Origin of the sequence: Gordonia sp. 852002-50395_SCH5434458 (assembly GCF_001665905.1) — a bacterium.
Classification (GTDB): domain Bacteria; phylum Actinomycetota; class Actinomycetes; order Mycobacteriales; family Mycobacteriaceae; genus Gordonia; species Gordonia jacobaea.
This window is the reverse complement of the sequence record NZ_LZTC01000058.1, coordinates 39,042-61,308: the sequence shown is the minus strand read 5'-3', so window position 1 is coordinate 61,308 and position 22,267 is coordinate 39,042. Positions and strand designations below refer to the sequence as shown.

The 22,267-nt window shown below is 59.9% G+C and carries 15 protein-coding genes; 14 read left to right on the top strand and 1 reads right to left on the bottom strand.

Annotated features, from left to right (window positions below; translation table 11 throughout):
* Positions 1–163: 163 nt before the first annotated feature.
* Positions 164–874, bottom strand: coding sequence for an NUDIX hydrolase (locus A5785_RS13985; protein ID WP_064867020.1), 711 nt, complete (start codon positions 872–874; stop codon positions 164–166).
* Positions 875–969: 95 nt separating this feature from the next.
* On the opposite strand from A5785_RS13985, the gene A5785_RS13980 reads away from it, so the two are divergent.
* The 14 genes from A5785_RS13980 (at position 970) to drmB (ending at position 22,261) form a co-directional block, all read left to right on the top strand.
* On the top strand, positions 970–2,235 hold the full coding sequence (locus A5785_RS13980; RefSeq protein ID WP_064867018.1) for a vWA domain-containing protein: 1,266 nt from the start codon (positions 970–972) through the stop codon (positions 2,233–2,235).
* A gap of 26 nt (positions 2,236–2,261) precedes the next feature.
* Positions 2,262–3,860 carry a GIY-YIG nuclease family protein gene (locus A5785_RS13975; protein ID WP_064867016.1) on the top strand — a complete coding sequence of 533 codons (1,599 nt, stop codon included), beginning with the start codon at positions 2,262–2,264 and terminating at the stop codon, positions 3,858–3,860.
* Between the two features lie 46 nt (positions 3,861–3,906).
* The gene (locus A5785_RS13970) at positions 3,907–4,887 is read left to right on the top strand and encodes an ADP-ribosylglycohydrolase family protein (RefSeq protein ID WP_064867014.1); all 981 of its coding nucleotides are present in this window, start codon (positions 3,907–3,909) and stop codon (positions 4,885–4,887) included.
* 428 nt (positions 4,888–5,315) lie between these two features.
* Positions 5,316–5,819, top strand: a complete 504-nt coding sequence (locus tag A5785_RS13965; RefSeq protein ID WP_064867012.1) for a hypothetical protein — start codon at positions 5,316–5,318, stop codon at positions 5,817–5,819.
* A gap of 11 nt (positions 5,820–5,830) precedes the next feature.
* Positions 5,831–6,310, top strand: coding sequence for a hypothetical protein (locus A5785_RS13960; protein WP_156525434.1), 480 nt, complete (start codon positions 5,831–5,833; stop codon positions 6,308–6,310).
* A gap of 248 nt (positions 6,311–6,558) precedes the next feature.
* The gene (locus A5785_RS13955; RefSeq protein WP_064867008.1) at positions 6,559–7,035 is read left to right on the top strand and encodes a hypothetical protein; all 477 of its coding nucleotides are present in this window, start codon (positions 6,559–6,561) and stop codon (positions 7,033–7,035) included.
* 71 nt (positions 7,036–7,106) lie between these two features.
* Positions 7,107–7,631, top strand: a complete 525-nt coding sequence (locus A5785_RS13950) for a hypothetical protein (RefSeq protein WP_156525435.1) — start codon at positions 7,107–7,109, stop codon at positions 7,629–7,631.
* A 66-nt stretch (positions 7,632–7,697) separates the two neighbouring features.
* A complete protein-coding gene (locus tag A5785_RS13945) occupies positions 7,698–8,090 on the top strand; it encodes a DUF7674 family protein (RefSeq protein WP_064867004.1) in 393 nt (130 codons plus the stop codon).
* A gap of 19 nt (positions 8,091–8,109) precedes the next feature.
* Positions 8,110–9,189: a hypothetical protein gene (locus A5785_RS13940; RefSeq protein WP_064867002.1), complete on the top strand. Its 1,080-nt coding sequence runs from the start codon at positions 8,110–8,112 to the stop codon at positions 9,187–9,189.
* A 264-nt stretch (positions 9,190–9,453) separates the two neighbouring features.
* Positions 9,454–10,701 (top strand): DNA cytosine methyltransferase, encoded by a 1,248-nt coding sequence (locus tag A5785_RS22965; protein ID WP_331710865.1) that lies wholly within the window; start codon positions 9,454–9,456, stop codon positions 10,699–10,701.
* Between the two features lie 305 nt (positions 10,702–11,006).
* Positions 11,007–15,749: a DEAD/DEAH box helicase gene (locus A5785_RS13935; protein ID WP_197500828.1), complete on the top strand. Its 4,743-nt coding sequence runs from the start codon at positions 11,007–11,009 to the stop codon at positions 15,747–15,749.
* Positions 15,746–17,269 (top strand): nuclease-related domain-containing DEAD/DEAH box helicase, encoded by a 1,524-nt coding sequence (locus tag A5785_RS13930; RefSeq protein WP_064867000.1) that lies wholly within the window; start codon positions 15,746–15,748, stop codon positions 17,267–17,269. Before A5785_RS13935 ends, A5785_RS13930 begins: the two co-directional genes overlap by 4 nt.
* Positions 17,266–20,463: a helicase-related protein gene (locus A5785_RS13925; RefSeq protein ID WP_064866998.1), complete on the top strand. Its 3,198-nt coding sequence runs from the start codon at positions 17,266–17,268 to the stop codon at positions 20,461–20,463. The genes A5785_RS13930 and A5785_RS13925 overlap by 4 nt, the downstream gene beginning before the upstream one ends.
* Positions 20,444–22,261 carry a DUF1998 domain-containing protein gene (drmB, locus tag A5785_RS13920; protein ID WP_064866996.1) on the top strand — a complete coding sequence of 606 codons (1,818 nt, stop codon included), beginning with the start codon at positions 20,444–20,446 and terminating at the stop codon, positions 22,259–22,261. The genes A5785_RS13925 and drmB overlap by 20 nt, the downstream gene beginning before the upstream one ends.
* Positions 22,262–22,267 lie beyond the last annotated feature (6 nt).

Below are 22,267 nucleotides of genomic sequence, written 5' to 3'. Positions count from 1 at the left end.
GCCGGGGCCGCAGAATTCGCCATAGCCAATTCTCTCAAACCACGAACCATAAACTAATTAACGACACGCGACACTAGGACGCCGGGTGACGCCCTGGGAGATCGACCACGCGATCTGGTCAGCCGTCCGTGCAGCTTGAGTCGCGCCAGTTCTACCTGGCGCGCTAATCCTCCTTGCTCGGCAGCTTCCATCCGAACGTCGCTGATGGCGGCGCGCTCTTCATGAACAATCGCGCTGGCCGCCCACCGCCGACGCGTGTTTCCGGAACGCCCAGGCCGTCGACTTTGGGTTCCAACAGCGGCTGCACGCGCCGATTGAACGAGTCACGCATGAGGCGTCGACCAAGGATCGCCTCGTGCAGTTCGCGCAGGTCCGACAACGTGTACGGCTCGGGAAGCAGGCTGTCGGGGTCGGGGCGGTCCTCATATCGCTCGCGCAGATTGTCAGTGGCAGATGCAATGATCTCGTCATGGTCGTAGAGCAACCGCTCCCCCGACGCGAGACGCCCATCAGCGTCGAGCGGAGCAAGCTCTCCGACGACGTCCGTCAGCGCTGAAGCAGGAAGCGCGACGGCATGTGCGATCGAGATCGTCCACCCGCGGGGATCTCGGTCAGGATCACTGAAGACCGCGAGCAGATGCGGTCGAACGTGATCGGGTGAAAGCCCCAGCTTGAGTTCAAGGACCTCACGCACAGTCTGGTCGACGGTGCGTCGTTCCCGGATAAAACGCCCAGGGAGCGACAACTGCTCAGAGTCTGAATCTCGTTGCACCACAACGCTTAACTGCCCGTCGACGACGGTCAAGACCGCGATGTCGACGGCGACGTTCGGGCGCGGGTAATCCGCAAGGCGCGAGTCGGAGCCGGTAGCCACCCCTTGACACTATTCGAAGTTTCGCGCAAACTACTAATCGCACTTCCGCGCAAAGTCGCCTTGGTTGTTCACCCGGGCGGGAACAGGAGCAGATCATGAAGTTCTCCACCGCCCTCGATGTCGACGTCGTCGCACATGAGTCCGCCGACGAGGTCTCCGTTCTCATCGAACTCGAGGCGCCCGACGCACCTATCGTCGACCGCGCACGGTCCGCGCTGCAGATCGTTCTGGATCGCAGTGGATCGATGAACGGCGCCCCGCTCGCTGGCGCGAAGAAGGCACTTGCGGACGTGATCACACGGCTCGACCCGCAGGATGTCTTCGGCGTCGTGACGTTCGACGACCACGCCGAAGTCGCCGTGCCCGCTGCCCCGCTAGCTGACAAGCAGCAGGCCACCCAGCTCGTCGACGCGATCTTCGCTGGCGGGATGACCGATCTGTCCTCGGGATATCTGCGCGGCCTACAGGAACTGCGCCGCGCCGCCAAAGCATCCAAGATTCGCGGCGGCACGGTGCTTGTCGTCAGCGATGGGCACGTCAACAGCGGGATCTGCGAGGTCGACGAGTTCGCCTCGCTGACATCGAAGGCTGCATCCGATGGGATCGTTACCTCGACGCTCGGTTACGGCGCCGGATACGACGAGACGCTGCTGTCAGCAATCGCGCGCTCCGGCAACGGGAATCACGTATTCGCCGAGAATCCCGACGCCGCCGGATCTGCAATCTCCGGCGAGGTGGAGGGCTTGCTGTCCAAGGCGGTGCAGGCCGTGACACTGACGGTGCGGTTCGTTCCGGAAGTGCAGCTCAGTCTGTACAACGACCTTCCCGCACACCAGGTCGCCGACGGCGAAGTGTCGATCGAACTCGGTGACCTGTACGGATCTGAGGCACGAAAACTGTTGCTCAAGTTGGCCGTTGACGGAATGTCGGGGTTGGGAGTCGCACAGATCGCCGAGCTCGAGCTGCGGTACGTCGAGTCGGCAACGCTGACAGAGCACACGGTGACGCTCCCGGTGACGGTGAACGTGGTACCCGGCGACGAGACTGCTGGCCGCGTACCGAACCCGACCGTACAGTCGGAGAAGCTGTATCAGGAGGGCCAGGCAGCGAAGCTGCGGGCGTCCGAGGCGTACGAGCGCGGCGACCTAGATGCTGGAAGTGCGTTCCTTGATGCCTCGAGGCAGAGCTCGATCTCATCGGCGCTACTCGCTTCTGCACCTGAGCGCTCGGCGATCGACGACGAACTGCAGATGATCGAGGAGTTGGGATCTGTCGCGGCCACAGGCAGCGCCGGGTACGTCTCGAAGCGGACGCGGGACTCGTACCACCTCGGCAACCGGAAGCGTGGTCGGCGAGGATAGATTCCAACGACCAACAGGAGGAATCGATGTCATCATCTCGCAACGCCGTCGACAAGTGGGCGTCGAAACAGGGATTCGGTCCTGTACGGAAGTTCGAGGGAACCAAGACGAAGATAGGCGGTGACCCTGCCGCAACGCACGCCGGGTTCTACCTGCTCATGTTCAAGGGCGACTCGTACTATCTGGGGGAATCGATCAACCTAAGGTCCCGAATGGGTGGGCATAGTTCGTTCTGGGGAAACGAGATCGAAGAGGTGCGATTCATTCGAGAGAACTTGTCCAAACAGCAACTGCAGGCGGTCGAGAGATTGCTGATCCATGAGCTCAATAGGACCGTGCCCAATCGATGCCGAAACAAGACCCACGCGGCGGTTTCATTCGGAACGGACAAGCTCGAGGAGTTTCTGGATCCAGCTGAGCAACTCCGTTGGCTAAGTGCACCTGCAGAATTCAACATGTCTGACCACAGCGACCTGAAAGCGATGAACGAGGCGCAGGCCATCAAGTACAAGACCGCAGCGACGAGGTACGCCGACCATTCGGCAGAACCCGCGACTACGCAGCTACTGCGGAACTACCTGACTAATTGTGTACCGGTTCCGAAGCAGACGGAGTTCCACGGGTGGAACGTAAGTACCGGCACCTACGGCGGAAGGCGATTGTTGTGTGTCTGCGTTGGCCGTATGGAGACGTTCGTGGTATTTCGAGATCTGCACGGATTTGTCAATGTGCGAAAGTCGTCGATCTTGAATGGCGCCATGACTCAACGGGCATTCGCTAGACTCCATCCTGATGTAGCTGTAACGACCGTCAGCTACGACGACTCCGGCGCCGATACTCTGTTGCTAAAAGCCAAGACACCCAAAGCCTTTTCACGTCTGATGAGCGATCCGCGGGTGCTCGACGCGGCAGCTCAACTGGTTCTCGACGTCATGCGAAAGCACCCGAGCGTGTACACGCGGTATCACTGCCCACAAGTTGTCGAGCGCGCGTTTCCTGATGTTCGGCGTGCTTCGTCCGACGAGATCGACCGTCTCGATGCAATCGAAACACTGCAAACGATCGCAACCCAACCAGTTGGTGGGCAGTGTGCCGAGGCTTCCACGTCACAGACCAGGGAGCTTCTTCCCGACGTTGTGACCGAGGAAGTTCCCGACGATGTAGACATCGCTTGGTTCGTCAATGCCGGCCCCATTGCATCGAAGCGCAACACGCTCGAGGATTTCGTGACAAAGGGCGAGTGGCGGATGGATCCGAGCGCCAGGTTCGAGGGCCATGTTCAGGCGATGCTCCAAGGCGAGCGCATCGCAGTCCGCAAGCGCCGCAACGCAACCGACGGCGTACCGTTCGCGACTCGCGGCAACAAAGTGTCGGTGATGGACATTCTCTTGACCGGGATCATCACGAAGAACCCCGGCGACGGCTGCAGCGTAAAAGTGCGTTGGGACCCACAGAACAAGCCCCGACGCTGGTACCTGTACACCAACCAGGACCCGGTCTGGGCCGTCCCGCACGGGCTGGCTCCGCACAACGACGAGCTCGTCGCCTTCACCTTCGACGGCGGTCAGCAGAACATCGACAGCTGGCGGAACAGACCCTTCTGGAGGGATCGCTTCGGCGACTGAGCCGCACACTTGCGCACCATTCTTCAACGGAAGGCCTCACACACCTGTGACAACAACTGATCGATCCGACCGCATTGCCGGCACCATCCTCGGCGGTGCGGTCGGCGACGCACTCGGAGTCCCCTATGAGTTCGAGACGCGCGCGCTGCACGACTCCGAAGAACCGCAGATGCTCGGCGGCGGACTCGGCAGCTTCGCGCCCGGGCAGTGGAGCGACGACACCGACATGGCGATGGCCATCCTCGACGTCATCGCCTCCGGAACAGACCTGGGCTCGCCCGCGGGTCAAGACGCGGTAGCGGCCAACTTCCTGCAGTGGTACGCATCCGTCCCCGCCGACGTCGGAAGTCAGACCAGCGCAGTCCTCGGCGCAACGCGCCGACGCCTGGACGTCGATCCCGACGCCGCACCGGGCACCGCCATGCGCGAGGAATCGTTGGCTTACACGGCGAGAAGTCCCCGCTCGGCAGGCAACGGCGCGCTCATGCGCACCGGGCCGGTGGCGCTGGCATACCTCGACGACCGCGAGGCTCTGGCCGAAACAGCAAGGGCTACCGCAGGTCTGACACACGCCGGTGACCTCGCAGGCGATTCCTGCGTCCTGTGGTGCGAAGCGATCCGCGTCGCCGTCGTCGAGCAGCGACTCGACGTCACCGCCGGACTCGACCTCCTACCCCGTGATCGGGTCGACCAATGGTCGACGTGGCTCGACGACGCCGCCACACAAGACCCAAAGATGTTCAACCCCAACGGTTTCACCGTCAGCGCGCTGCAGGCGGCCACCTCGTCGATCCTGCACACCCTCACACCCGACGTCCAACCGCACGAACACATCCGGGACGCACTGTTCACCGCTATCCGGATCGGCAACGATACAGACACCGTTGCCGCCATCGCCGGGGCACTGCTCGGTGCACGATGGGGCGCCGACGCTATCGCCGACGAGTGGCGTCAAGCGGTGCACGGCTGGTCGCCTTCGGAGCCGGTCACCGGGGAGCATGCTGCGCGACGCGTCGTCGAGCGGTAACGCTTGGCCGACCATCGCGCTGGGGTTGGCCAAAGAACGCGCGTGGCAAGTAGGCGTTATCGAACAGCGGCAGCGTTCAGCGGAACGCCGTCACCGACGACTCGCGCACCCGGATGCGCCAATGCTGGGTCATTCGAGTAAGTGATCCGAGACCTCCATCCCGGTTCCGGTCATCGGCTCCGCCCGATAGCATCCATCCTGCGAATGAGGGGGACACCCAGAATCTCGAGGTCATTCCCGACGACGTGATTCATGTAAGCCAAAAGAGTATTTCAACCTGACATCACCGGAGGCTACCACGGGTATCCCTAAGAGGGTAGTCAGGAGGTACCGCCCTGAATACTCCGTGATCTTCGCGATCGTGGAGAACTCACAAATAGTAGGTCGAATAGGCTGGTGATGGGTAAATGAGTTCAAGAACAACTCTCATGAAACTGAGATTCGGCGCTGATGGCCTCCGCCACCCTGGAGGCGTATGGCCCGACTGGTACGAAGGTCTGAAACTCGTTGGCACGAATCCCGCGACGGGGGAAGAGATAACGTTCTTCAAGGGAAATTGGGAACTCGAGGGAATTCTCGAATGGCTCAAGCAGAGTGAAGAACAGATCCGCAATGATGACCCGGTGATACCCCAACTGCCGAACGAAACACTCGGCCAAACACTCGCACGCTCCTACGACCTTGTTACTGATGATCTTCCCCAAGATGTCTTCGATCTCGCGATTACAGAAGTCAGCCGCTACAACATCACACACAACATCAGCGCCGGCGCCTCTGGGATGGCAGACTTTCCCGGCCTGTTGATCGGCCGCTCCGAGGAAGGTTACGAGATCTGCAACTGGATTCAAGACATCGAGCACGACACAGCTTGGCGATACTTCTTCGACGTCGACGACTTCTACCGCAACGTACCCGTCGAAAACGAACAGTGAGAAGAGACAGCGTGGCAGAGCCAAAAACCGTTCAACTACGACTACAAAAGTCCGACCAGGGACAACTACGACTCATCGGGTACGCCGATGCACCCAATACCGAGAACATCTTTATTTCTGGAAGATACGAACTGGGACCGATGCTCGCCTGGCTGCGAGAGCATGAGTCTGCGATTCGGTTCGAAATCACCCCGATCACCCGGGCACCGGGTGACACGCTCGGCCAAACAGTCGCTCGAGCACGCAACGCCGTCACCGACGACCTGCCCACCGACATCATCAATCTCGCCAACAAATCGATCGCACTCTACAACAGAAGCCACAACATTGCGTTCGGCGCTCCCGGCACCGACATCACTCAGCTTCTCTTAGGCAGAGGAAACGACGAACACGAAATCTCCAACTACATCAACGACGTCGAGCACGACGAGGCCTGGCGGTACCTCTTCGATCCCGATGACTTCTTCAGCAACCTCCCAACCGAATGCTGAAACCAGCATCCGCGGCGTTCGGCCAGGTCGACGACCTCACCGCCACAGGAGCACTCGCACATCGCGACGCTGACCGCGCAGACGATCGACGATGAGCCAGACAAGTCGCCCAAGCTATCTGACAACGCTGGAGGCTGTCACCGCGACCCGGCCGACACGCCATAGGATGTACCCGCGCAGATGCTGAAGAGTTCCGAGAGCGTGGCGATATAGCTAACGCCGAATTCAACAAACTACGAAAAAGGGAAATGAGCACACCGACGGCGATACTTCTACGTCTCGAGTTGAGAGACGACGTCACACTGTCCCTATTTGCATATCCTGAAGGCACCATGCAAGAGCATGTCTTATTTCAGGGCGAGTACGACCCCAAGTTGATGCTCGAATGGCTGCGCGAATGCGAATCAAAGATCCGTCACCAGGAGCCGCTGATTTCCCAGACCGCAGGTGAGACAATCGGGCAGACGTTAGCCCGATCCTATGATGCCGTGTCGGATGATCTAACCATGGACGTCATCGATATTGCCAGCGAAGCCCTTTACCAATACAACTATCACCACAACGTAGTATTCGGTGCCCCCGGAATGAAGATACCGAGGCTGCTGCTCGGCAAAGGATCAAACGGTCATGAAATCTGCAACTGGATCGACGATCTCGGCCACGACACCGCATGGCGGTATCTCTTCGACCCAGATGACTTCTTCAGCAACCTACCGGCCGGATGATGAGCAATACACTCACGGACTTTTCGAGGCAGTATTCGTCCGGCGTAGCCAACTTGATCTAGGAAAGTAGAATGAGCGAACCTATTCGGAAGGTCAAGCTCCGATTTGAGACCGGCCCCCGACATAAGGGCGAAGGCAGCCATTGTGATTGGTACGAAGACCTCGCACTGATCGGGATACCGGAGGATGGTTCCAAAAATGTTGTCTTCTTTAAGGGCAACTGGGAATTGGCGGGGATTCTCGATTGGCTCCACGAACGTGAACGCAACATCCGCCAGAACCCTCCACCCATCACTCAAGCCTCGGGCGAGACTCTTGGACAGACGTTGGCTCGAGCGTACGACGCCGTCACCGATGACCTCCCAGGCGATGTATTTGACCTAGCAATCGCTTCGGTGTCTGCTTACAACCAAACCCACAACATCGCAATCGGCGCGGTTGGCATGGCAGACTTTCCCGACATCATCATCGGACGATCAGGTAGCGGACATGAGATCGCCAACTGGATCGACGACATCGAGCACGACACGGCCTGGCGATACCTCTTCGACGTCGACGACTTCTACCGCGACCTACCCGTCGAGGACGAGCAATGAGAAGAGACAGCGGCGCAGAGCCGACAACCGTTCGACTACGACTGCAAACACCGAGAGGCTAACCCAGTGGCAACTGCGTCCGCCAAGATCGAGCTCGTTCGGCGGTTGGCTGACCAATTCCGTTCTGTCAGAGGGGTATTTGATGACTACGCTGCAGACTTCACTGCCGACGGTCTTGCTATCCCCGATCAGCTCATCCTCGCGGACGTAGCGAACTGGGTCAGCACCCACATCGAAGATTCAGGTGAGGCCGTCGCGATCCTTGACTTCCTCGACGGCCGCTACCCTCAGGAGCACATCGACGTGAAGGGCCTCATCGCGGTCGGCTTTGTCGAGAGCCTCGCGAGAAGTTGGGAGCCACACGGTCCACAAGTGCGCGCTGCGTCGGGCCCCTACCTTCGACGCCTACTCGACATCCTCGAATCACAGGGTGCGATCTTCGCCAAGGACCTCGAATGAGAACAGCGAGTCCGCACCCATGACCATCGGACCGCTCCCCGAGTGGGCAGACAAGCGACTCATCGTGCGGCTCAACAGCTCCGACGAGCTATACGTCATCGACGGCAACGCACATACCTATCGTGGACGCGTCGAGCTCTACAACTTGGACGAGGGGTACGGGATCGCCGTATTCCCTCGCGAGATCGTCGCCACTACCGACTACGCACATGGCTGGCTCGGGGGCTTTCTCAGTGGTAACGAGCCCGCACTGCCGGACTCGGCTGCAGTCGCCGACCTGCGCGGTTCCCGCGAACTCGAGTACTTCCACACCCACCAACGCGAACTCCGGTCGTCGAACCGCGGCCTGTACTGGGTACGCGCGCGCAGCGAAAATAGCAGCGGCACAACCGTGAACGACATCTACAGGTCACTCTCGGAAGTGTTCGTGGCGTTCCAGCGCGTTGACGTGCTCGGCATCGCCGAATGGTCGCCGATCGCCAGGTTCTACGACGAGGGCCAGCCGATCGACCTGACTGAACCAGCCGAAATCCACGACGCCTTCGCCTGGGTTAACCCCGGATATGCAATGAGCGACAACGCAACCGCCGCTCGCACTCTTCGCGTGATCAACTGCGATCAGTCTCGACTTCCGAGCGGAGCCGTCGAAGTCGTCATCAGCATTCAGACTCTGCGCGGGATCGTCGACGCCGTGGAGGTGACGGTCAACCTCGAAGAGCCTGCGTTTGAGAACGGCACATCCTCTGGCCAAATTGAATCGCTTCTCGCGACGATCTTCGAAAGCCTCGTCACCACAGTAGATCCCGACACTGCCACCGCCTCGACGTGGACCGCCGTCGACGCTACAGACGTCTACCCTCCCGATCCCCACAGCAACCGAGAGCTGGACACGCCGGTCACACCCGGCTGGCTGACCTACGTCGTCGACCGTCTTCACTTCCCTGCCGCCGACATCAGCGGCACCACAATCAGGTCTGCGCCCTGGCACGCCGGGGTTCTGCTCACCGCCACACCTCGGCTCGACGACTTCACTCTTAATGCAGCGGAACGTGTCGCGGCGGCGCTGGGGTACCAAACGGACGAAGGCGACGCTCACTAGCCCGGATGCACAGCCCTCCTCGCCGAACGATCCGCCGGTCGCGTCAGTCCCAGATTCTCCCGAAGCGTCGTCCCGCGATACTCCCCGCTGAACAACCCGCGCGGTCGAAGAAGCGGCACCAGATGTAGACCTCCTCCTCGAAGACACCGCCCCTCGGCTCACGAGGACGACGAGTCTCGGCGCCGACTCTACCTGGTGGGAGGGCACGACCACAGCACGCGTGGCGATTCGTTGACGTCGGAGCCGACGGCTACTCTCCTATAGATGATCGCGAGTACCCAAACGCCGCTACCGCCGGTCGCTAGCCCTATGATCGTAGATCTTTTCGCAGGTCCAGGCGGTCTCGATGTCGCAGCGCACTGGCTCGGCGTGCCGTCCATCGGGATCGAGTTCGACGAATCAGCAGTCGCTACGCGGAGAGCGGCCCGCCTCTGTTCCATCTTGTCGGACGTCAGAAATTGGAGTCCAACCGATTTCACTACCCAAGTCAACGTCCTGGCTGGCGGTCCCCCTTGTCAGACTTACACAGTGGCCGGCAACGGGCACGGGCGTCGGGCACTCGCTGAAGTCATCGGGCTGATTGACAAGCTCGGTAAGGGCTCGATCGATGAAGTGCTCCGCGAAGTCGACTCCCATACCGACCCGCGAACGGGATTAGTATTGCAGCCCCTAATATGGGCCCTTCGCGCGCTGGACGCGAATCGCCCGTTCGAAGCAATTTTGCTCGAACAAGTTCCGGCCGTGCAACCGATCTGGGATGCGATGGCAAACGTGCTGCAGAAAATGAATTATGGTACCGACGTGGGCATCCTCTCCACAGAGGAGTACGGGGTGCCACAAACCCGGAGACGAGCAGTGTTGATTGCACGACTCGAGGTTTGCAATGGAGATGTCAAACTGCCATCGCCAACCCATCAGAAGTACATAAACAATGCGTTCGATGCACCCCCCGCAATTGACAACGAAAGCAAGCTCCCGAAGTGGATCTCGATGGGCGAGACTCTCGGGATAGAGTCCCCTTTCTATGTCGAATCCAATTATGGGAGCGGAGGCGATCCCAAGAACCGAAGCAAGAGACTCCACAACCGTCCTGCTTTCACCGTCACGAGCAAGGCAACCCGCAACAAGATCATTATCGACGGCGAATACTATCAAAGGTTCGGCGTAGCCGAGGCAGGACGCTTGCAGACTTTTCCCGACGGATATCCATGGAGAGGCAGGGATGTTTCTCAGCAGATCGGTAATGCGATCCCCCCCAGGCTCGGCGCACACCTCCTCAACTCACTGCTAGGAATGAATACTGTTCTCAAGGAAGCGTTTTTTGAGAGACATCGCGCATCCTGGGCAGGCCCAAGCGAGGCAGACCACAGGCTGGTGCGCAATGCAATCGCTTGCGCACCAGCCCGAGAAGGTTCGGGAATGACAATCATCGGAGATCCAGGACGAGTGTCGGTTTCGCACAGCGACAGAACAGACCATGAGAATTCGGCGCCATCCGTACGTCCAGATTAAGGAAAGCCGAGCAGACGTCACGGAGTCGATCATGCTGCTCGCTCGCCGCGCCGCCAGTGAGTGTGCTGCTCAACTGCGCAGACCGCAGTCAGCAGGACGGTGGTACAACTCGCTTAGCCCAATTGGGCGAATATGTCAGAGGCAATGGATAGGTTGTCATTGTTACGGTACCTGGGGGCTTGGCGCGACCGCCCGACTCAGGTCACCGGAGCATCGAGCGGCCGGAAGGCCGTCCTGAACGGTGATCGAGTGTGGGCTCCGACCCCGGTGCGGGTCAGGAGCGATAGTAGGAGTTGAGTCTTACAGTGACGTTTGCTAGTGAGTTGTGGGTTCCGGACCCCGAACTGGTATCAGAGGTTGAAGCCCAGTTCGGTCGGGCGATCGACTCCTACCGAATACAGCCCAACCTCATCGTGGAGCACGCCAATCTGGAGGAGTCCATTCGGACTGGCGGCTACGCGAATCGGACGCTCCTCGAGCTCGTGCAGAACGCCGCCGACGCCATCGTCGGTGCAGACGACAACACTCAGTCCGCAGGCCGCGTGGACATCGTCCTCGACACGGAGAATGAAGTCCTGTACTGCGCCAACGCCGGGCGACCCTTCTCGCGCAACGGGCTCACGGCCATCTCGATGGCATACGTGAGTGCGAAGCGCGGCGACGAAATAGGTCGATTCGGCCTGGGATTCAAATCGGTCCTGGCAGTCTCGGATGCACCCCAGGTTTTCAGCCGGTCTGTCGCTATCGAGTTCAACACGCAGGAAGCGCGCGAAGCACTGCGCACGGCGAACCCAACTAACGGCAAGCTACCCATTCTGCGGACAGCTACGATGGCAAACACCGAAGAAGCGGTTGCCGGCGACCCGATTTTGGCAGATCTATGTGGGTGGGCGACGACCGTGGTCCGGCTTCCCGGCGCCAAGAATCTGAAGCGTCTGCGAGACGAAATCGAGGGCTTCAGGTCAGAATTCCTCCTTTTCGTGCAGGCCGTTCGAGAAGTGCGGTTGCGGGTGGTCGGCGATCAGCCGTACGAGGCCCGCCACATTTCGCGCGAACTCGGTGACGGAAGATTCGGCCTCGAGCTGAAGGATCACGCTCCCGAAGAGTGGATCGTTGAGAGCCGTATGCACGCGCCATCTTCTGAAGCTCGACGTCAAGTCGGCGAAGCGGTATCACGCTCGGAGGTTAAGGTCACTGTCGCAGTCCCAGCCAATCAGCGGGACCTCAAACGAGGGCAATTCTGGTCGTACTTTCCATTGCAGGATGAGACTTCTGCGTCTGCGCTCTTCAACGCTCCGTGGAGCGTGAACGACGATCGCACGACATTGCTGAGAAACGATTACAACCGCGAGATTCTGCGAACTGTCGCGGAAATGTTCGTCGAAATCATGCCAAGTCTGAGCACACGCAAGGATCCCGCGGCGCATCTGGACTTCATGCCTGCCCGAGGCCGGGAGACACTCAGTTTTGGTGACGAGCTGCTCACCGTCCACATTCCGGAGGTCGCTGCTGGGTTCGACCTGATCCCTGATGCCACCGGCAACCTTCGAGGCGGTCAAGAACTGCTCCCGCTAGATTTCGCAATCGTTTTTGACAAGGACATCCACCAGGCTTGGATTCAGTCCCCCAACACAGGGGACGACGTCCCGCATTGGCTGTGCTACCAGACGTCAACTCGATCAACACGTCTACGAGACCTCTACCTCCTTGCCCACAGCTCCGGGGTGGATACCCGAGATTCGAAAACCCTCCTTGCCAACCTTCCTAAGCGAGGGCTTCTGACCTGGTTACGTGAATGGGCAGAGGGCGACGACCCTGTCTCTGCAGCGAACGCACTGAAGACCGTCGCGAGCCATTTGAGTTTGCCAAACATCAGGGAAGCAAAGGTCATCCCAACCACAGGCGGCATACGAGCGCTAGCGGACAATCGACTCGTCTTCCTGCACAGCGAATCGGATCTAGAAATCGAGGACGCGGTCTTCGTCAATCCGAAGTTTCTAGGTCAGCCCGGCGTCGAGAAGATCCTCCAGGAGCAACATTTCCGCGATTTGGACCCAGAGGCCATCCTCACTGCTCGCCTTGCAAAATTGGACAGCGATCCGGCCGCTGACGACCTGACCAGGGTTTGGGACTCGACGGTCGACCTACCCTCGCGAGTCGCCGTGCGGATCATGCGGGCGTCGAATGCACCGATTAAGGTGCCCACGCTCGACGGGGGGTGGGCGTGGCCTCAGCAGGTTCTCGACCTTGACACGCCACTGAATGAGCAGTTCGCTCAACAATTGCTCGATCGGCGTCGTTGCGAGGCCGATGTCGCACGGCAACTGGGCGTCGTACGCGAACCGATCAAGGCCTACCCAGTCGAGGATGAGCCCTACTTCGGCGAGTACCAGCAGTGGGTGTTGGACAATCTCAACCGCAAGCGCGGACCTGGCGAAAGGCCGATTGACACCGTCGAATTCAATCGGGCTGACGGGCCCGGCCCTTTCTCCGTTCTGTTCCTCCTTCGCGACGCAGGTGCTCCACCAGCTGCACGTGAATCGTGGACCTCCGCTCTTCTATCGCATGGCGACGAACAATGGACCTGCGAAGACCTAGGAAGCGGTAACACCTACGGTGTCGACTCACCTGCGTTATGGGCAATCCGAACTGCAGGCTTGGTGAACTCCAGTCGCGGCCCCCGGGAACCCGCAGGTGTGGTTGCGCCATCGCTTGTGCAATATGAGGGCCTGCTACCGCTGTTCCGCGGAGCGCGGCAAGCCGCCACGGTCCTCAAGCTCACAGACGAACTCGACAAGGTCCCGCGCGAACTGATGCGGGAAATGCTGGAGGGGAAGATCTTCCCCTCCGCTATCAAAAACGACGTCCTCGTCGAGTTCGTCATAGCAGCGACGAAAGCCGGGTTCAACGGTGCAAAGCCTGCAACCATACCCGCGCGTGTTGCGAAAACAATCGAGCCAGTGCCCCCTTCTGCGGTGTATCTCGCTACGAATGATGAGCAGGAGACCTTCCTTTTAACTCGGCAACGTCCTTTTCTTCGCACCAGCAGCGAATATCTTGATGAGCTGACCAACGCAGTCGGCTGTCGTCGGTTCGAGGACAGTTTTGCGTTCTCGGAGATCATTGAAGGCCGACAGAGCAGCGAACCGATACTGGACACCTACCCTGGGCTTCGAAACGCTCTCGGCTCCAACAAGCTGAACGGCGCAAAGATTGCTCGCGCCTTGACAATCGCCAAACGCGTTACTACCGAAGACGGAGTCGAGGACAAACCGGAGAACTGGTATCTCGACGGCAGCGAACTAGTCGTCAGTGATAGCGCTGACGAAAAGCAAACTTTGAAGCTAATCAATGAAGCATTCGAGCTAGGCCTCGACAATGCGAGTCTCAACTCCGTAATTGTGGCCGGGATCAATTACAAGCTCGAGGACCTTCGGGTCCAAGCGAAGGCGGTTGACTCAGATTCCGAGCGGCTTGAGCTTTACATCGGGCCAGACGACCTGCGCGACGCGCTTCCGACGGGCCTCTGGTCAGCGCTCGAAGCCCAGGGAATCGTGAACGACAGGACATCGGTCGCCGACTTATTCTTGGTCGTTTATGGTTCTGACTCACTCAAGATCCTCGCAGAGCGCTTCCGCGAAATCGGGTTCTCTGACGTCCCGACTGCATGGGCAGGTATGTCCGCAGCAATTACGTGGGTTCGCAAAATGGGATTCGCGGCAGAATATGCGGGCCAGAGATCGCAGCCCCGCCCCCACGAGTACGTGGTACCAGGTGCGGTGAAGCTCAGCGACCTTCACACCTTTCAGAAGAAAATAAGCGAGAAGCTTCGCGTTGTACTGACACAACCGTCAGAGAACGGGCCAGCGCAAAAGGGAATGGTTGAACTCCCGACGGGTGCTGGCAAGACGCGTGTGGCGACACAAACGGTACTGCGACTCTTCGTCGACGATGTGCTCAACGGACCCGTGCTATGGATCGCGCAATCCATTGAGCTATGTGAACAGGCGGTTCAGACGTTTGAGACTGTCTGGCGCTACCTCGGAGACGAACAACCACTGACGATCGGACGCCTCTGGCAGAACAACAAGGTCCACGAGCCGGACACTAAATTCAGTGTGATTGTCGCGACCGACGCCAAGCTCGAGGCCATTATGAACGACCCTGAATACCAGTGGTTGGCGACGCCTGCGGCGATATTTGTCGACGAGGCCCACCGCGCCGGCGGGTCGACTCGTTACACACAAATCCTTCGATGGCTCGGGGTCGACGGACGCAGCTTCGAGAGGCCTCTCGTCGGGTTGTCCGCCACCCCGTTCAAAGGTGGAGCAGGCGATACTGAGGCGACAAAGCAACTCGCGGCACGTTTCGGCCGAAACCGCCTCACCGCCTTCGAAACCGACGCATACAAGCAGCTGGTCAGTCTCGGTGTCCTGGCCAGCGTCAAGCACGAAATTCTTCCGGGTGTCGACGTACCCCTCAGCGCCGTCGAGCAGAAAGACATTCGCACTTCTAAAGTCATCGACCGCGGCCTGTACGAGCGTCTCGGCCGTGACGAGACTCGGATGAAGATCCTCGTCGAACACATCATGGCCCTCATCAATCGGCACCCAGAGTGGCCCGTCCTTGTCTTCACGCCCAGCGTTCTGTCAGCACAAGTGCTTGCCGCGTCACTGAGCTACCGAGGGGTGAAGGCCGACTCTGTCAGCGGGCAGACTGGCCGCCAGCAGCGTCGAGAAGTGATCAATCGATTCCAAAGAGGCGAGATCAAGGTGTTGGCAAACTGCGATCTACTCATTCAGGGCTTCGACGCCCCGGGTGTGCGCGCACTTTACATCGCTCGGCCGACCTTCAGTCCTAGCGCATACATTCAGATGGCCGGACGCGGCTTGCGCGGCTGGAAGAACGGCGGCAAAGAAGAATGCACGATCGTTGACGTCGCCGACAACTGGGGAGCTATGAACGACTTTCTCGGCTACCGCGACTACACCGAACTGTGGGATCAGCAACAGGGGAAGATCAGCGCGCAAGAAGGACATGGGGAGTGATCCTCGTACCCGCTCTGGCGGACATCGAACGCCGCGCCACGAGCAACGCCGAGCGCACGGTCGCTCGGCTCCTTCGTGACATCACCACCGACGCTGACGCACTTGCATTCCACTCTGTCGACTTACGCTCACACAAGTACAAGCAGCAGGCGGAAGCTGACTTCATCGTCCTGTGGAAGGGCGTCGTCGTGGTGATTGAAGTCAAGGGTGGCGGCGTGCGCAAGCACGATGGCCTTTGGTATTCGGTTGACCGACGAGGTGATTGGCACAAGCTGACCAGTTCCCCGATGGAACAGGCGAGATCCGCTGCGTACGCGCTGCGCGACATTCTCCACGAGGAGGGTATGGGCTGGTTTGCGCATGAGGCCGTCGTAGTCACCCCTGACATCGACTCCCCTCCCAATGCTGTTGGCTGGCTTCCCAGTCACTGGCTCGCACGGGAGGACATGAGTCCCGTAGACCTTGAAACAGCGTTGAACCGCGTGGTCGGAAACACCAGGACTGCCCCAAACGGCGTAAAGCGCGCGCGCACAAAGGATCTCCGCGTTCGCCTGTTTGGTGAGTTCACACGGATGCCGGTGATCGATGCGCAGCGCGGCGCCGTAATCGAGGACCAGAACCGAGCGACGGCAGGTCAAGCACGGGTATTGGCGGCGCTCGCCCGGAATCCCCGCGTGCTCGTCTATGGTGGCGCCGGCACCGGCAAATCCCTTGTGCTGGTTGAAGCAGCCAAGCAGGAGGCCGACCAGGGTAGATCGGTCCTCATCACCTTCCGGTCGCCGGCACTTACCGAGTTCTTCGGTCCGCACGTGCACAATCGCGGCATCGACGTGATCCCGTTCGATGAGCTCCCTGGCGACAAGACCTACGATGCTGTGCTCGTTGACGAAGCACAGGACATGATGACCGCTGATTCTATGGACCGCATAGATGCTGTGATCGTTGGCGGGCGTGCCCGAGGCAGATGGCGAATGTTCCTCGACCCGAACAACCAAGCACACATCGACGGCGAGTACGACACGGAGGTCGCTGAGCTTATCGCCGCCGAGGCGATTGCCGTAGACCTGGATCTGAACGTTCGCAATACCCAGGCCATCGTCCATGTCGTCCAGGAATATCTCGGTGCAGACGTCGGAGATCCGGGAATCGTACACGGGGAAAAGGTGCAGTGGCACAATGCGAATGGCGCCAACAGCGGCGTCGTCGAGGCCGACCTGATCGCGCAGCAACTCCTCGCCGATGGTGCGCACCGCGAAGAAGTTTGGCTTATCTGCACGAACTCGACCACCCGACCGTCTACAAGTCCCGGCGGTTTCATAGTCACCAGCCCGAAGTACGCCAAAGGCCTCGAGGCAGAGTACGTCATCGTGTTCGATCTGCCAGAGATCTACGATGCAGCCGGTACCGCAGCGTTTTACGTGGCGGTCACGCGCGCGCGTGTATCACTGCACATCATCACGTCGAAGACCGACAAGCAAAGACTCCAACAACTCTTGAAGAAGCGTGTGATGGCGAAGTGAAACTAACCCATTCTCAGCGCTCTGCGCTGAACCACCTACGTAAAGCCTACGTCGGCCCCGAGGGTGGCCCCGACGAGATAGTCACAAATATGCCGAACCGGCAATACGCTGTGGGGATGCTGTTCCCACAGGGCACAGTTGATAGGTCTGAGATCGAGGAGCTTTCAAAAACAGGAGCCCCTGAAGGCGATGCCGAAGTTGAGACTGTGGGTGAAGTCGAAGATAGAGGTGCCGCTGTCCCAATTCCCGAAGAATGGCGTCCGTCCTCGGTCGCCATCTCCTTCGTTACCGACCGACCCACCGTCACAGTTGATCTCACCGGTGGCACTTACCAGCCCATCGAGGGCGATGGTCCGCCAAGTTGGCGGCGCAGGCCATTTGAGTTCACCCAGCTTCAGTTGCTTCGCGCCGCAGCTCCTTACCCATTGACCGCAAACGACGTCGCCATTGAGGTCGGGTCGAGGTGGCGCGAATACGGCGCCTTCTTCCTGGCAACAGTTTTTGTTCGTGTTCTTGATACGTCCAACGACAACGACCGGCTAGATATCGCAGGAATGCTTTACCAGGTCGCGCTCAGCGTCATGCCCGCAGAGGGTGGACGATTTCTCGAATATGACCCGGCTCGGGCGTTCGACCTGGACGAGGAGTCCGCTGAGCTCAGATTGCGCTTCCGCGGGAGGAAGGTCTACGCAGTTGGGCACGGCATGGCTGCCGACTGGACTGTTGATGAGGACAGTGCCTGCTCCCAGATTCGACTGGATGCCGTGCCCTCGTTCGTTGTACCCGCCGTCGAGACAATCGCGTTCGACCCCGATACACCAGAGAGCGGGGCACTGAGTCTCGCCCATTTGGCAACTATGGACTCTGACACCGAAACCGTGCTCGCCTCGTTGGACGCCTTCGCTGGGGCTTTCGCGGATTGGGTCGCCGAGCAGAAAGAACGAGTCGCCGGGTTCGGCGAAGACGCAGAGGTTGCGCGTCGAATAGTGGACCGGTCAGTCAAGGCCGCTGAACGAATGGACGAGACGATCTGCCTTCTGCGGCAGCCAGACGCAGGCCAAGTGAGGACGGCATTCGCGCTCGGCATGACCTCAATGCGTCTGCAGATGGCGCAAGCGCAAACCAACCAGGGCAAGCCAACTGAAGAGCCGCGGTGGCGGCCATTCCAACTCGGTTTCCTGCTCGTCGCACTCAGCTCAACGGTGGACGAGAGTCACCGAGATCGCGATCTTGTTGACCTGATCTGGTTCCCAACCGGCGGCGGCAAGACCGAGGCCTACCTGGGCCTCGCTGCCATCGAAATATTCCGGCGACGTCTTGCGTACGGCACAGCCGGCGGTGGCACAGCAGTCATCACTCGGTACACACTTCGCTTGCTTACTGCTCAACAGTTCCAACGAGCCGCCTCGCTCGTCTGCGCAATGGAACTGTTGCGTAGAACAGGCGAGTTCAGCGACCTTCGGGTTCGGAAAATGGCGCCGTTCAGCATCGGGCTCTGGGTCGGTAACGAGGCCACCCCAGCTACCCGAGGTGAGGCAAAGACAGCACTCGAACGCCTCCACAAAGCCGCTCGACCCGAAGAGGCAAACCAGTTCCAGATTGACAGCTGCCCGTGGTGCGGAACTGCACTGTTACCCAACGCGCGCTCCGACGACAAGTCGAAGTATGGGGTGCGTATCGTCGGACGAGACGTCGTTGTTCACTGCACAAACGTCACCTGCGAATTCAACGACGAGCTGCCCGTCTCGGTCATTGACGACCTAATCTATGAGCAGCCACCCACGATTCTCCTCGCCACGGTCGACAAATTCGCGCGTCTCCAATTCAAAACAGAGGCAGGCAAGCTCCTGGGACTCGGGACCGCATACAGACAGCCGTCGCTGATCATCCAGGACGAACTCCACCTACTCGCTGGACCACTCGGTACAACCGTCGCCGTATTCGACGCGGTGATCCAGTTGCTACTGAGCCGAGGCGGATCGACACCAAAGATTGTCGCCTCGACCGCGACAATCCGTGCGTCCGATGAGCAGGTGCAAGGACTCTATGGCCGCAAGGTTGCGCTCTACCCGCCCTCGGGCCTTGACGACGACCGCACCTTCTTTTCCCAGCCCGTCGGCAGTGGAGAAGGTCGCCTCTACGTGGGTCTCATGCCACAGGCTCTGTCGCAGATGTCCGCTGTGGTGGCAGCGGCTTCGCCTCTCCTCGAACTTCCAGCGGTCCTCGGAGCGGACTCGGATGACGATTCGACTCGTGACGCGTACTGGACAGCGGTGATTTACCACAACAGCCTGCGCGAGTTGGGTCGGACCGGGACCCTGGTCGTCGATGACGTCAACGGCCGGCTAGAGCCTCGCGCAGAACGGCTCGACCTGCCTCTCCGCCGAGTGCGTGCTGACGAGGTGCTCGAGCTCACGAGTAGGAGAAGTCCGGAGGAACTCCCGAACGATCTGCGCGCGCTCAAACGCAGCGCGACTGACTCCGACAACGCAATCGACGTCGTCCTTTCCTCAAACATGCTGTCTGTGGGGATTGACATCCCAAGGCTCGCCCTGATGTTGGTGGTTGGTCAGCCAAAGACCACGGCCGAGTACATTCAAGCCACCAGCCGAGTCGGTCGAGGTAACGTCAACGGAATCGTCACGACCCTCTTCCGTTCGAACAGGGCACGCGACCGCTCACATTTCGAGACGTTCCGCGGCTACCACGAGGCTCTGTACCGCAGCGTCGAACCGACTAGCGTCACCCCCTGGTCGTTGGCATCTCGAGACCGATCCCTCGCGGGAGCGCTCGCTACGCTTGTGCGCCACAGCATCACGACAATGGCAGCGAACGATGCGGCCTTACAAATGCACCTCGACGATCCGCACATGATGAGACAGATCAAGACGCTCGTAGACGAGTTTGTGGCAATCGTGAGCCGCTCCGAGCCGAGCGAACGTGACGACACCGAAGCCGCACTATGGAGGCTTCTGCGCGACTGGGACGACCGAGCCCAACGCGCCCGCCAAGACGGCGTCGCACTCGTCTACGACGGCAAGAGCCGAGACGATGCCGCGCTCTACAAGCGCTTCGGCCAGTCGGGCGAGGGTTGGCTCGTCGGCGACTCCATGCGCTCGGTTGAACCGAATGTAGCCGTCGACGTGAAAGAACCATTCGAGGAAGGATCATCGCGTGCAACGGATAAAACATGACCTCAGGCTGTCCGAAACAGTCACACCCTTCGGCGTGGGGGCGATCGTCGACATACGCGGCGCATCCCTCATCGCCGCCGATACCTCGTGGTGGGACAAGAAATCTGCCAAAGAGGTCCATTGCGCCCGGCTCACGGACCGGCTCGGGCCCAGCATTCTTCTTGAAGCCCCAACTCACGCTGGCCGCGCCGGCAAAGACACCAACGGGTTGCTTTACTGGCGGTTCCCGGAATGGCGCTTCTGCGAACGCTGCACCCGGCTTTCTTGTTCAACGAGGAGAGACAAAGGCGCTTACGTCAACGCCTGCACTGAGTGCAAGGGTGCGCTCGTACCGATGCGATATGTAGCCATCTGCGAACGCGGCAGCCATATCCGAGATATTCCATGGTTTCAGTGGGCCCACCGCGGGCACGACAGCGGAATAACCGAAACCGTTCGCCATTGCCGCGCATATAAGGAGCTCCGTTTTTCGCGGTCTTCCGGCCACGGCGAGGGCCTCAAGTCCCTCCGCGTCACCTGTGGAGCGTGTAAACGGTCGCGGCCACTTTCAGACCTGGTCGGTTCCCAGTCACTCAGTCGTGACGGCATCCGGTGTCTGAATCGGCAGCCGTGGGAGACCGACAAGGTCGGCGAACCGTGTGAACACAATCTCGTAGCAGTGCAGCGAGGCGCCACCGGCAACTACATCGCAGAACGAATCTCTGCCCTCGACATCCCTGAGGAAACGCCTTACTCGGCCACAAAGGCCGAAAGGATTCGCGAACATATGTACTTCGAAAAGGTGGTCGCGGACAACGGCGGACCACAAGCGGAGATGGTCGCAGGGTGGATCGCCTCCGAGCTCGGCATCACCCCGGACGAAGTTCTGGCCGTTGCAGCGAGCGATGACGACCAGAACGACACCACCCTTCTCGATCTCAAAGACGGAGAGTGGGCGGCCTTCGTCAAGAAGATTGAGATTCCGGGCCGCGATCAGAGTGAGAGCGACTTCGTAGTCGATGGGTGGCGAATCGACCACCACGATGCGCCGCACCAGCGGCTTGCCGAAGTGATTGCAGGCCTTGGCCAGGTCAGGCGGGTCCGAGAGGTTCGTACGCTCAAGGGTTTCCGCCGTCACAATCCGGACGCTGCGTTAATTTCTGCCGATTTAGGGCTCGACGCAAACCGTCGGCCCGTCTATCCGGCTATCGAAATGTTCGGTGAGGGCATCTTCCTACGCTTCGACGAAGACCACCTGACGACATGGGAGAACCAACCAGCTGTCCGGGCTCGCGCCAGGCTCCTAATCGAGCGAAGAAACGACACTCCCTGGGCGCACCGACTCGATGTCCCCGAGCCCAGATTCGTTGCGCTCCACACGATTGCCCATCTACTTATCCGACGCCTCGCTTATGCAAGTGGATACTCGTCGGCCTCGCTCCAGGAGAGGATCTACGCCAGCTCAGACCGACCCGACCGGACTGCGGGAATTCTCATATACACAGCGGCAGGGGACGCGCAGGGAACACTCGGTGGCTTGGTCAGACTCGGCCACCCATCCAAGCTTGTACCTCTACTCATCGCGGCGCTGGACGACGCCGACTACTGCTCGAACGACCCGGTATGTATCGAAAGTGATCGCCAAGGCACGTCGAGCCTCAACCTGTCCGCGTGCCATGGCTGCTCCTTGGTCAGCGAAACATCGTGCGAGACCTCCAACCGGCTCCTCGACCGCCAGTTGGTGCTGGGTGGCGGCGATGTGCACGGCCTTCTCGAGGATGTACTTGAGTCGGCGCGTAGCACTGTCCGGACGAACTAGCCAAAT

What these genes read in the sequence shown, in the direction of transcription:
- A5785_RS13940 (WP_064867002.1), top strand. Translation starts at nt 8,110, where the DNA reads ATGACCATCGGACCGCTCCCCGAGTGGGCAGACAAGCGACTCATCGTG.
- A5785_RS13950 (WP_156525435.1), top strand. Translation starts at nt 7,107, where the DNA reads ATGAGCGAACCTATTCGGAAGGTCAAGCTCCGATTTGAGACCGGCCCC.
- A5785_RS13980 (WP_064867018.1), top strand. Translation starts at nt 970, where the DNA reads ATGAAGTTCTCCACCGCCCTCGATGTCGACGTCGTCGCACATGAGTCC.
- A5785_RS13965 (WP_064867012.1), top strand. Translation starts at nt 5,316, where the DNA reads ATGAAACTGAGATTCGGCGCTGATGGCCTCCGCCACCCTGGAGGCGTA.
- A5785_RS13955 (WP_064867008.1), top strand. Translation starts at nt 6,559, where the DNA reads ATGAGCACACCGACGGCGATACTTCTACGTCTCGAGTTGAGAGACGAC.
- A5785_RS22965 (WP_331710865.1), top strand. Translation starts at nt 9,454, where the DNA reads ATGATCGCGAGTACCCAAACGCCGCTACCGCCGGTCGCTAGCCCTATG.
- A5785_RS13975 (WP_064867016.1), top strand. Translation starts at nt 2,262, where the DNA reads ATGTCATCATCTCGCAACGCCGTCGACAAGTGGGCGTCGAAACAGGGA.